Origin of the sequence: Pedobacter sp. BG31 (assembly GCF_042464845.1) — a bacterium.
Classification (GTDB): domain Bacteria; phylum Bacteroidota; class Bacteroidia; order Sphingobacteriales; family Sphingobacteriaceae; genus Pedobacter; species Pedobacter suwonensis.
Window position 1 is genome coordinate 145,514 of record NZ_JBHNZK010000015.1, and the last position, 12,125, is coordinate 157,638.

The 12,125-nt window shown below is 41.0% G+C and carries 9 protein-coding genes; 4 read left to right on the top strand and 5 right to left on the bottom strand.

Going from position 1 to position 12,125, the window contains the following annotated elements; translation table 11 throughout:
* Positions 1-8: 8 nt before the first annotated feature.
* The 4 genes from ACFE6N_RS17520 to ACFE6N_RS17535 all read left to right on the top strand — a co-directional run bounded on the left by ACFE6N_RS17520 (position 9) and on the right by ACFE6N_RS17535 (position 4,056).
* On the top strand, positions 9-1,181 hold the full coding sequence (locus tag ACFE6N_RS17520; protein WP_378938537.1) for a glycoside hydrolase family 88 protein: 1,173 nt from the start codon (positions 9-11) through the stop codon (positions 1,179-1,181).
* 99 nt (positions 1,182-1,280) lie between these two features.
* A complete protein-coding gene (locus ACFE6N_RS17525; RefSeq protein WP_378938539.1) occupies positions 1,281-2,105 on the top strand; it encodes an SDR family oxidoreductase in 825 nt (274 codons plus the stop codon).
* Positions 2,106-2,178: 73 nt separating this feature from the next.
* Positions 2,179-3,342 carry a mannonate dehydratase gene (uxuA, locus tag ACFE6N_RS17530; RefSeq protein WP_378938541.1) on the top strand — a complete coding sequence of 388 codons (1,164 nt, stop codon included), beginning with the start codon at positions 2,179-2,181 and terminating at the stop codon, positions 3,340-3,342.
* 204 nt (positions 3,343-3,546) lie between these two features.
* Entirely contained in the window at positions 3,547-4,056 is a 510-nt protein-coding gene (locus tag ACFE6N_RS17535) for a YdeI/OmpD-associated family protein (protein ID WP_378938543.1), read from the top strand.
* A 35-nt stretch (positions 4,057-4,091) separates the two neighbouring features.
* Here the strand turns inward: ACFE6N_RS17535 and ACFE6N_RS17540 are convergent, their stop codons facing one another.
* The 5 genes from ACFE6N_RS17540 to ACFE6N_RS17560 form a co-directional block, all read right to left on the bottom strand.
* Positions 4,092-4,826: a polyprenol monophosphomannose synthase gene (locus ACFE6N_RS17540; RefSeq protein ID WP_378938545.1), complete on the bottom strand. Its 735-nt coding sequence runs from the start codon at positions 4,824-4,826 to the stop codon at positions 4,092-4,094.
* 445 nt (positions 4,827-5,271) lie between these two features.
* Complete coding sequence (locus tag ACFE6N_RS17545) at positions 5,272-6,753, bottom strand: peptide MFS transporter (RefSeq protein WP_378938547.1); 1,482 nt, start codon at positions 6,751-6,753, stop codon at positions 5,272-5,274.
* Positions 6,754-6,817: 64 nt separating this feature from the next.
* On the bottom strand, positions 6,818-8,413 hold the full coding sequence (locus ACFE6N_RS17550) for a peptide MFS transporter (RefSeq protein WP_090980012.1): 1,596 nt from the start codon (positions 8,411-8,413) through the stop codon (positions 6,818-6,820).
* A 137-nt stretch (positions 8,414-8,550) separates the two neighbouring features.
* Positions 8,551-9,492, bottom strand: a complete 942-nt coding sequence (locus ACFE6N_RS17555; RefSeq protein ID WP_378938549.1) for a hypothetical protein — start codon at positions 9,490-9,492, stop codon at positions 8,551-8,553.
* Positions 9,479-10,654 carry an acetyl-CoA C-acyltransferase gene (locus tag ACFE6N_RS17560; protein ID WP_378938551.1) on the bottom strand — a complete coding sequence of 392 codons (1,176 nt, stop codon included), beginning with the start codon at positions 10,652-10,654 and terminating at the stop codon, positions 9,479-9,481. The genes ACFE6N_RS17555 and ACFE6N_RS17560 overlap by 14 nt, the downstream gene beginning before the upstream one ends.
* Positions 10,655-12,125 lie beyond the last annotated feature (1,471 nt).

Below are 12,125 nucleotides of genomic sequence, written 5' to 3' on the forward strand. Positions count from 1 at the left end.
GTTGTAACATGAAGATGAAATTAATAACAATCGCATTAAGTATGCTGTCTTTCAGTATAGTAAAGGCTCAGCAATTAAATGTAGCAAAGGCTTTTGCAGCTGCTGCCAAACAAACCGATGTATTGATCAAAAATGTAGATTCGGCACGGAAAGTGAAGCCTAACCTGGTTTCGCCACGTACGGTAGAAAACGGACAGTTTAAAATGGTGGGATCCGGAGACTGGACCAGCGGATTTTTCCCGGCTGAACTCTGGTATTTCTATCAATATACAAAGGATAAAAGATGGCTGCAATTGGCTAAAAAGTATACTGAAGACATCAAGCCGGAGCAGTTTAATAAAGGAACACACGATCTGGGTTTCATGATCTATTGCCCGTTTGGTAATGGCTACCGCTTAACAGGCGATCCGGCTTACAGTGCGGTAATTATCCAGGCCGCAAAATCCTTATCAACCAGGTTTAATGCTACCGCAGGCGTGATCAAATCCTGGGATCATAATGGCGATAAATGGAAATATCCGGTAATTATCGATAATATGATGAACCTTGAACTTTTGTTCGAAGCCACAAGGTTAACGGGCGATTCATCTTTTTACAAAATTGCGGTAACGCATGCCAATACCACTTTAAAAAACCATTTCAGACCTGACTTTAGTTCTTACCACGTTATCGATTACGATACCCTGACAGGTAAAGTGCTTCAGAAAGTAACGGCACAGGGTTATGCAAACGAATCCGCCTGGGCCAGGGGACAGGCATGGGCGTTATATGGTTATACCATGTGTTATCGCGAAACTAAAAATAGGGTTTATTTAACTCAGGCTGATGGAATTGCAGATTTTATCCTGAACAATAAAATTACCCCTGTTGACGGAATTCCTTATTGGGATTACAATGATCCGAAAATCCCTGAAACATCAAGAGATGCATCTGCTGCTTCCATTACCGCTTCTGCACTTTATGAGCTGGCAAAGTACAGGGCCCACGCTAAAAAATATAAAGCGGCAGCCGATAAGATCTTACACTCACTCACAACAAAATATACGGGTAAAATTGGTTCAAACTATGGTTTCATTTTAACCCATAGTACGGGGCATCGTCCGGCCAAATCCGAGATAGATGTACCGATCAATTATGCCGATTATTATTATCTGGAAGCTTTGCTTAGAAGTAAAAAATAAAATCCAGTCCCGGCGGTGGTTGTTTGAAAGAATGATATATGCTTGTGCAGTATTGAAGAGATAGATCAGAATTGAATATAATATTATAAGACATTAAATATGATAAAAGAAATTAGAGGCCTGTTCTCACTGGAAAATAAGGTAGTAGTTGTTACCGGGGCTACAGGTGTTTTGGGTGAGGCATTTGTTAATGGTTTGTGCGCAGCCGGAGCCACCATCGTGGTGATCGGGAGAAACGAAGAGGTGGCTAAACAAAGGGTAGCAGAGGTAATTGATACAGGCGGTAAAGCGATTTATATTATTGCCGATGTACTGGATGAACAGCAACTGATAGATGCGAATACAACAATCATCAAAACATACGGGCGGATAGATGCATTGGTGAATGCAGCAGGTGGTAATATTGCCGAGGCAGTAATCCAGCCCGGAAGCGATATTTTTGACCTTAATATTTCAGCCCTGAAACAGGCATTTGACCTCAATTTATTCGGAACCATTTTACCTACGCAGATTTTCGGAAGAGAAATCGCAAAAAATGGAGGAAGTATCGTCAATATTTCATCGGTTTCCGCTAATCAGGCCGTTACACGCGTATTGGGTTACTCACTCGCCAAAACTTCAATAGATTGTTTTACCAAATGGATGGCTGTTGAGCTGGCCAACCGTTACCAGGATAAAATCAGGATAAATTCCATTGTGCCTGGCTTTTTTATCACCAACCAGAACAGGGTATTATTAACCAATAATGATGGTTCTTTAACCGCAAGGGGGAAGGCCATCATTGCAAAAACCCCATTTAAACGCTTTGGTGCACCCGAAGAGTTAATCGGAGCATTGGTATACCTGCTGAGTGACGCCGCTAAATTTGTAAACGGTGAAAATATTAAAGTAGATGGTGGATTTACCGCATTCTCCGGCGTTTAAGAATGGATTTACCGTGAAAATTTTTAAAATCAGCTCATCAGTGCAATCATATAAATCAGTGTAATCATATATCATGAAAAAATTAGAACAAACCTGGCGTTGGTATGGCCCTAATGATCCGGTTAGCCTGCAAGATGTTAAACAGGCAGGTGCTACAGGAATTGTAACAGCATTACATCATATTCCGCATGGCGAAGTTTGGCCTTTGGAAGATATCCGGGAAAGAAAAGCTATTATTGAGGCTGCAGGTTTAACCTGGTCGGTAGTAGAAAGCGTTCCCGTACACGAAGCCATTAAAACCCGAAGGGCCGATGCCGGGCAGTATATCGAAAATTATAAAAGTTCTTTGCGCAACCTGTCGGCCTGCGGTATTAAGATCGTTTGTTATAATTTCATGCCGGTATTAGATTGGACACGTACACAGCTCGATCTCGAAATGACCGATGGATCAAAGGCACTTTATTTCAACTGGATCGATCTGGCCATTTTTGATCTCTATATCTTAAAGCGCGAAGGGGCGGAGGCAGATTATTCAAAATCTGTTTTAGATCGGGCTGCCGCTAAATTTGCCAGTTTGACTGAACAGGATCTGGTTGATCTCCGCATCAATGTGTTAATGGGCATCCCGAACGAAAAAGAAATTGAACTGGAAACCCTGCGCAACAGCATTAATGAGTATAAAGCGATTGGAACACAGGGTTTGAAAGAGAATCTGAAGTTTTTCTTATCATCTATTGCCGGGGTTTGTACCGAAGAAGGCATCAAAATGACCATCCATCCGGATGATCCACCTTATGCCATTTTAGGCTTACCAAGAATAGCAAGTACACTCGAAGATTTTAATTACATTATTAAAGAAGTGGACCAGGCTTTTAACGGTGTTTGTTTTTGTACAGGTTCCTTAGGTGCCGGTATGGGGAATAATACCTTGGAAATTTTTAATGCGGTTAAAGAAAGGGTATATTTTGCACATTTGCGTAACGTCAAAAAAGATGAAGACGGCAGTTTTTATGAAGCCGACCATTTAGGTGGCGATGTAAATATGTACGAGATCATGAAAGCGCTCACTGAAGAAAACGCAATACGCGATCAGGCCATCCCTTTCCGGCCCGATCATGGTCACCAGATGTTGGATGACCTGGCCAAAGTAAGCAATCCGGGTTATTCGGCTATAGGGCGATTAAGAGGTCTTGCCGAACTCAGAGGATTAGAGATTGGTGTTACAGGAAACTATTAGTTGAGATCATTGTCGGGGCAGGAACAAAAGCTTGCCCCGACTTTTTAGTAAAGCAATTTCATTGGGTTGTTTATTTTCTTGTCATTCTGATAAGCGGAGTCGAAAGAATCTTTTCGTTTGCGCGCGTATCTAAACGCGTGCGTAATAGCTAAACGATTGTATCGTTAATGTTTTTTCTTCAATAGAATTTCTATATTTAAACTCATGATCCATTTCAAAGCAGAAATAGAACGTTTCGAAACCATGGGCGAAAAAACGGGCTGGAGTTATGTATTTATTCCGGCTGCTTTAGCCAACGGAATTAAACCCAACTGTAAAAAGAGTTTCAGGGTGAAGGGAAAGATAGATCAGTTGGAAATTATCGGTATGGCAGTTCTGCCAATGGGAGAGGGCGATTTTATTATAGCTTTAAAAAGCGATGTACGAAAAAAACTTAAAAAAGAAGCCGGGGCAGTTGTAGAATTATCTTTGGAAGAAGATAAAGATTTTAAAATTGAAATGCCTGAAGATCTTGAAATCTGCCTTTCAGAAGAAGCGCATTTAATCCAAAACTTTTTAAAACAACCTAAATCGCACCAAAACTATTATATCAATTGGATTAACCAGGCTAAAACAGAAGCTACGCGTACCAAGAGAATAGTAATGACTGTCAAGGCAATGGATAAAGGACAGGATTTTGGTACAATGATACGGGAGTCTAAAGGAAAGTCCTGAATTTAGTGCTAAACTCCAAACTTCCAGCTTCAAACTTAAGCTTTCCGGCTATAGTTTCTGAACCAACTCGAAACTTTCATCTGGATTACACCTAAAAAAGCCTCCCTAAAAATGCGGGTACTCATTTTTGATGTTCCTTCAGTACGATCGGTAAAGATGATCGGAACTTCAACTACCTTAAAGCCAAATTTAATGGCGGTAAATTTCATTTCGATCTGGAAGGCGTAACCTACAAACCTGATCTTGTTTAGCGGGATAGTTTCGAGCACAATCCTGCGGTAACATTTAAAACCGGCAGTAGCATCCTGAATGTTGATCCGGGTAATGATACGCACGTACATGGAAGCAAAATACGACATTAAAACCCTGCCCATTGGCCAGTTTACCACATTCACACCTTTAACATACCTCGAGCCAATGGCTACATCTGCGCCGTTTACACAGGCTTCGCGCAAACGCGGTAAATCTTCAGGGTTATGAGAAAAATCGGCATCCATTTCAAAAATATAGGCATAATCATGTTGCAATGCCCAATTGAAGCCATAAATATATGCGGTGCCTAAACCTTGTTTGCCTGCCCGTTCTTCAATAAATAAGTGCCCCTCGTATTCTCTTTTTAATGATTTTACAATTTCAGCAGTTCCATCAGGAGAACCGTCATCAATAATTAAAACATGAAAAGGCTGTGTTAAAGAAAAAACCTTTCTAATGATTTTTTCGATGTTTTCCTTTTCGTTGTAGGTGGGAATGATGACTAAACTATCTGACACGTGTGTTGTGGTTTTTAAATAAAATAAGCTTTGGCCTTTGTTTGGTTTACCGTTTCTTAGCTTTTAACGTGCGAAAGTAAATATTTAATATGAAATCATCATGAATTTTCATGAATTCAGGTGATTTGTCCCCCTCGATCGTTATTCTGGGCTTGTCTCAGGATTTATTTTAATACCATTATTTCCCGTATATTTTAGCCTCTATGGTTTCCCGCTAATTTCAGCGCTCTGGCACAGATTAGATTTTATTTGCTAAACTATTGTTTCTAAACCCGATCGGCGTGTGAAGCCCGGAGGCCGAAGTATGAGGGCGAGGACTTGAAACAAAGAGCGGGGCATCAGGCCTCCAAGAAATACTGTCCCTTCATTTTCAAATCTCCACATATCTCAATAGCCAATCATTTATCGGATAAATTTCTCCACTCTGCTCGAAACGATGTCTTTCTTACCTCACCTCCTGCATTAACTTTTTAACCAGTTGCGAAAAAATAATTAATGCCAAACCCGCGATTAAAGAATATAATGCCAGCGTTTTATAACCTTCAGTATAAGCCATCAATTTAGTGGTTAATGTTGCATTATCAATACTCGACATTTCTGCACCGAGTTTACCGGCAGCCAATTGCCCGAAAGCACTTGATAAAAACCAAAGTCCCATCATCATGCCGAACATCTTCTTTGGCGATAATTTGGTAATGATCGACATCCCTATCGGTCCCAAACAGAGTTCGCCTAGTGTCAATAATAAATAAGCGAAGGTAAATACGTTTAGGGAGCTAATCCCCTGGGCGTTGGCAAAGAATCTGGTGGCGTAAAAGACATAAAAACTTAAAGCCAACAGGAGGAAGCCCAATCCAAATTTCACTACCGTATTAGGTTCAATTTTACGCTTATACAGACCGAGCCATAAAATACCTACAACCGGACTGAAAACGATCACAAAAAATGAGTTAACGCTGTTGTTTACCACATTAGGATCAATATTAAAGAAGAGGATTTTATGATCCAGGTTGTCCTTTGCAAATAACGAAAGCGAACCACCGCTCTGCTCAGATATGGCCATAAAAATGAAGTAACAGAAGATGAATACAAAAGCGGCCAACAATTTATACTGGACTTTTTTATCTTTTATTTTAAAGGTTTCGTATAAGAAATATACCAGGGCAATAATGCCGATCGTATACATAAAATAATCAGTAAAATCGGTATTTTTCACCATGATGTAAATCAATGGAATACACAACACCGAACCTACATAAACGGCTGTTTCATACAGCTGCTGTTTTGATTTTTTAAGGTGCAGCAATGGAGAACTACCGATTGGTCCGAGGTGTTTTTTAGTAAAAATGAATGTGCCTAAACCAAACATCATCACCAATGCGGCCGATAAGAAACACAAATGCCAGTTGTAATATTTACCAAGGTAGATACACATGGCGCCGCCCAGTAAGCCACCAACATTAATACCGGCATAAAAAAGCCCGTAGCCCGCGTCTCTTCGATTGTCTGTCTCATGGTACAATTCGCCAACCATTGATGAAACGTTGGGCTTGAAAAAACCGGTTCCTATAATAGATAAGGTAATGCCTGCATAAAACAGATCGTGTGGAGAGAAAGCCAGGATCAGGTTCCCGATAATCATTAAAGTACCGCCCCAAAACAACGATTTTTTAAAGCCTAAAATCTTATCGGCGAAAATGCCACCTATAAAGGTAAATGCATAAACAAAAGCCTGTATAGCTCCGTACTGCAGGTTAGATTTCTGATCGCTTAAACCCAGTTGCTCTACCATGAAGAAAGCCAATACGCCACGCATTCCATAAAAGCAGAAACGCTCCCACATCTCAACCAATGACAAGTGCCAGAGCTGTTTTGGGTACTTGCCTTTAAAATTTTGAATTTCTTCTATTGAAACTATTTTTTCCATTAAATAGGTTTAAAAATGAAAAGCCCGACAAATATCGGGCTTTTGAGTAAAAGTATTTTTTAAATTAGTGAACTCCATGCATCCATTTGCGCAACAATGGACTTATGGCGAACATAATAAAGCCTGCTACAATAGGAATGATGGTGAAGATTAAAAAGAAGGTTGAGATGGAATAAGCCGAACTGATTTTATCAATCAGCGATCCGGTGGCACCTGCAAGGTAATTACCGATGGCGGTACAGGTGAAAAATACACCAAACATTAAACCTACTAAATTGGATGGTGCAAGTTTACTTACGTAAGATAAACCAACCGGAGAAATGCAAAGTTCGCCAACAGTATGAAAGAAATAAGCGAATACAAGCCAGAACAGACTTACTTGAGCCGATGTAGCTCCCTGTGGAATAGCAGAACCTCCGTAAGCCAATCCTGCGAAGCCAATACCTACGAAGATAAGACCAAAACCAAATTTTACAGGACCGCTTGGGTTAAATTTAGTTTCCCAGATTTTAGAAACAATTGGCGCTAAAGAAACAATAAAGAATGAGTTAAGGACGCTGAACCATGACGCAGGTACTTCGGTGCTTACCGAACCCAGTTCCCGACTTACTTTCCAGATGGCTAATACCCAGATAATGGCAAAGCTTAATAAGGTAAATAAAATGGTTGCCGGATATTTTTTAAATATTTTTCTGGCTAATGAGAATAATACAAAAGTTACGGCTACCAGTGGAAATATTGTAAGAACGCTGTCTACCCACTTAAAAGTGGTTGCCGCACCGCCGGTTAAATTTCTAAGCGTATAATCTTTAGCGAAAATAGTCATCGAACCACCGGCTTGTTCGAATACCATCCAGAAGAAAATGGTAAAGACAGATAAGATGGCAATAACCCATAAACGCTGGCTCCTTACTTTTTTAGGAATTTCTTCTACTGTTGGGTCTGCTTTTTCAACTTCTTTTGCTCTATCTACCGAAGCGCCTATTACGCCGAAAATTTTTTGTCCAAAGTAAAATTGCAACATACCGAAGAGCATAAAAATACCGGCAAGACCGAAACCGTAGTGCCAGCCAACTTTTTCGCCAATGTAACCACACATTAACATCCCGATGAAGGCTCCAGAGTTAATACCCATGTAGAAAATGGCATAGGCGCTGTCTTTTTTATCGCTGATAGGGGGATAAAGCTTACCTACAATGGAAGAGATATTTGGTTTAAAAAATCCGTTTCCTATAATCAATAATAGCAAGCCGGCATAGAAAAAGTTATTGCTGAAACCTTCAAGTGCCATAGCTGCATGGCCGAGCGTCATAACAAAAGCGCCGATGATAACAGCTTTTCTATAACCTGTAAATCTATCGGCAATTAAACCACCCAATATTGGGGTAAAATATACTAAACCTGTGTAAATGGCATAAAGCTGTAAAGCTTCTGGCCGTGGCCAGCCCCAACCGTTTTTACTCAGGTCACTAATCAGGAAAAGAACCAATATGGCCCGCATACCGTAATAGCTAAATCTTTCCCACATCTCGGTGAAAAAGAGCACAAAAAGGCCAACAGGGTGGCTAAATAGTTTTTCTTTGGATACGCCCTGACTTTCTAAATGAAGGTCGAGTTCCTTATCATGGTCTATACTAATGGTTTCATTAGATGCTTGCATAAAACATTTGTTGGTTTTAGTTTATGAATTCAGAATTTGTGTGTTGTTTAAGTTAGTTTAGCAGGGCGCAATATAGTGAGCGATTGGCAAACTCACAAGTTTTTGAGTGAGGAGTAAGGTAAATGATTTGTTAAAAATCAAAACTTCCTGATCGGTTTAATATTTTTCTTTGGGTCTGCATAAAGTGCATCATTCTCATCTGGATCATTATTGAGCATGATATCCTCCTGCAGCTTTAGTCTTCCGCCTATAATTTTGAAACCATCAAAAGTACCATCCGACCCATAATACTCAAATTTTCCCTTAATTTCCGGATCAAATGAAGCCAGATGATCAAAAACAATCAGGCCAGCTTTCATATCTGTTTTTAAGGTCATGGCGTTGGATTTGGCATACTCAAATATGACCCTGTTTTTTCCTTTAAGCGCTTTGCCATCGAAAACAGGCGCCCCAAAGCTGAGCTTGTCTTTGTCAAAAGCAAGAATTTCGATTACTTTCTTTGTAGTCATCTGCGTATTGCCTTTCCATCCCAAAAGCACGTAATAAGGCAAACGGCTCCCGCTGGTTACCGGAATAATTTCATAATACCTGGCACCGAACCATTTCTGGTTGTTGGTAATGCCATTAGGGTCGTTAATATTATCGGTTTGATCAATCAAAGGATAAAGTTTCAACGGTCCGCTCTTGGTGTTCATCTGCACAGCACCATAATAGCGGTAAGTACCGTTTTCGAGCAGTACATACCAACTTAAAATCCTAAAAGCCTGATCGGGTGATTGAATTACCGATACATTTTTAAGTGAGTCGAAAGGGTAAGAAAAAGAATGAGGCATTTTTAAAGCCTCCACCAGTGTTTTTACAAAACTGCCATTTGTCTCTAGTTTTTGGGCATCGCTTTGCGCAGCAGTAACCCTTGCCGATATTTTAATCAAGCTATCCTGAAACACATTTAACGCGCCCGGGGTTTGCTGCGCCTTTAAGCCCAGGCTTAGCGTTCCGCAGATGAAAAGAATACAAAACCTGATCACTTTCATATCATTAAATGCACAAAAACGCTGCAAAAAATTATAGTTTCTCAATAACGATTGCGCTTGCGCCCCCGCCACCGTTACAGATTCCTGCCACACCGATTTTGCCGTTATTTTGTGCCAATACCGAAAGTAAGGTAACTACAATCCGAGCACCCGATGCACCCAGCGGATGACCCAATGAAACCGCACCTCCATTAACATTAACCTGGTTATCGTTCAATTCTAATAGTTGGTTATTGGCGATGGAAACGACAGAGAAAGCTTCATTGATTTCAAAATAATCTACATCTTTTACATTTACATTGGCTTTGTGTAAAGCCAAGGGAATTGCTTTTGAAGGCGCCGTTGTAAACCATTCTGGTGCTTGTTGTGCATCAGCATAACCTAAAATTTTAGCTAAAGGCGTTAAGCCCAGTTCCTTTGCTTTGTCAGCGCTCATCAAAACCAATGCTGCTGCACCATCGTTTAAAGTAGAGGCATTTGCAGCAGTTACCGTTCCATCTTTTTTGAAAACAGGTTTCAGTGAAGGTATTTTATCAAATTTAACCGATGTAGGTTCATCGTCAGTGTCCACCAGGGTAATTTCTCCTTTGCGGTCTTTAACCTCAATAGCCACAATTTCATCTGTAAATTTACCCGAACGCTGTGCGGCTTGCGCCCTCTTGTACGATTCGATGGCAAAATTATCCTGCGCTTCGCGACTGATTTGGCATTCAGTAGCACAAAGTTCGGCCGCAGAGCCCATGTGGTAGTCATTGTATACATCCCAAAGGCCATCTTTTACCAAGCCGTCTGTAATCTGTCCGTGGCCCAGGCGATAACCATTTCTTGCCTTGTCCAGATAATAGGGAACATTACTCATGCTTTCCATGCCACCTGCTACAATAATTTCATTGTCGCCGTTTGTAATACTTTGTGCGGCCAGCATAATGGCTTTGGTGCCGGAAGCACATACTTTATTGATAGTGGTGGAAGGTAAATCTGGTAAGCCGGCAAATTTTGCGGCTTGTGTAGCCGGTGCCTGTCCTAAATTGGCCGACAAAACGTTGCCCATGTATATTTCCTGAATCTGTTCGGGTTTTAATCCGGCTTTTTCAATAGCAGCCTTAATAGCGAAGCCTCCGAGCTGGGTAGCAGAGAATTGAGCTAATGAGCCTCCAAAACTGCCAATAGGTGTACGTACAGCTGATACAATTACAACTTCTTTCATGTATAGTAAATTTTATGAATTTTTGGTTAGGCCGCTAAGTTAGTCAAACCTTACAGGTTTCCAAAACCTGTATACGTTAAAATAACGTTTGATGGGTGGTTTTAGCATGTTGGGTTATTGTAAGATTTGGTGCCATTATGATGATGGTTAATCAAGTTCTGCCCTTTCTGGCGTCGGTTTACTCCGCTCTTGATTGAGGAGGGGTGTCCGATGGGCGGGGTGGTTAATTGGTTTATTCTAAAGAAGGTGGCTTAATATTTAAACGTCGTGATTTTGGTTTGATCAATCAGTTTTTTTGGAGATCTTCATTCCGGAAGTGATTTACTCCCCTCCTTAATAAGGAGGGGTGCCCGTAGGGCGGGGTGGTTAATTGTTTTATTATAAAGAAGTTGGCTTATTGCTTAAATGTCATGATGTTGGTTTCATCAATCAGTTTTTTTGGAGATCTTCATTCCGGAAGTGATTTACTCCCCTCCTTAATAAGGAGGGGTGCCCGTAGGGCGGGGTGGTTGATTAGTTTGTTATAAAGAAGTTGACTTAATAGTTAAATGTCGTGATATTGGTTCATCAATCAAGGTTTTTTGGAAATGAACGTTTAGTGCGTTTCGCTTACTGTAGTCCTGCTGTGCGCTGTAGCCCTCATACTTCGGGGCTGCCGCTTCCATCAGGTTTAATAACAAAGGCTGGTGCTAGTTGGGGGGCTTCATTCCGGAAGCGGTTTACTCCACTCCTTGATGAAGAGGTGTGGCCGCAGGTCGGGGTGGTTGATTGGTTTATTATAAAGAATTTGGCTTAATACTTAAACGTCATGATGTTGGTTTCATCAATCAGTTTTTTTGGAGATCTTCATTCCGGAAGTGATTTACTCCCCTCCTTAATAAGTAGGGGTGCCCGTAGGGCGGGGTGGTTGATGGGTTTATTCTAAAGAAGGTTGCTTAATAGTTAAATGTCATAATGTTGGTTCATTAATTAAGGTTTTTTGGAAATGAACGTTTAGTGCGTTTCGCTTGCTGTAGTCCTGCTGTGCGCTGTAGCCCTCATACTTCGGGGCTGCCGCTTCCATCAGGTTTAAAGACCCAGGCTGGTGCTACCTGGGTGGCTTCATTCCAGAAGCGATTTACTCCCCTCCTTAATAAGTAGGGGTGCCCGCATGGGGGGTGGTTGATTGGTTTATTATAAAGAATTTGGCTTAATACTTAAACGTCATGATGTTGGACTCATCAATCAGGTCTTTTTTGGAGATCTTTATTCCGGAAGCGATTTACACCCCTCCTTTAATAAGGAGGGGTGCCCGCATGGGGGGTGGTTGATTTGTTTATTATAAAGAAGTTGGTTTAATACTTGAATGTCATAATGTTGGTTCATTAATTAAGGTTTTTTGGAAATGAACGTTTAGTGCGTTTCGCTTGCTGTAGTCCTGCTGTGCGCTGTAGCCCTCATACTTCGGGGCTGCCGCTTCCATCAGGTTTAA

What these genes read in the sequence shown, in the direction of transcription:
- ACFE6N_RS17560 (WP_378938551.1), bottom strand. Translation starts at nt 10,654, where the DNA reads ATGAAAGAAGTTGTAATTGTATCAGCTGTACGTACACCTATTGGCAGT.
- ACFE6N_RS17525 (WP_378938539.1), top strand. Translation starts at nt 1,281, where the DNA reads ATGATAAAAGAAATTAGAGGCCTGTTCTCACTGGAAAATAAGGTAGTA.
- ACFE6N_RS17550 (WP_090980012.1), bottom strand. Translation starts at nt 8,413, where the DNA reads ATGCAAGCATCTAATGAAACCATTAGTATAGACCATGATAAGGAACTC.
- ACFE6N_RS17545 (WP_378938547.1), bottom strand. Translation starts at nt 6,753, where the DNA reads ATGGAAAAAATAGTTTCAATAGAAGAAATTCAAAATTTTAAAGGCAAG.
- ACFE6N_RS17520 (WP_378938537.1), top strand. Translation starts at nt 9, where the DNA reads ATGAAGATGAAATTAATAACAATCGCATTAAGTATGCTGTCTTTCAGT.
- uxuA (WP_378938541.1), top strand. Translation starts at nt 2,179, where the DNA reads ATGAAAAAATTAGAACAAACCTGGCGTTGGTATGGCCCTAATGATCCG.
- ACFE6N_RS17535 (WP_378938543.1), top strand. Translation starts at nt 3,547, where the DNA reads ATGATCCATTTCAAAGCAGAAATAGAACGTTTCGAAACCATGGGCGAA.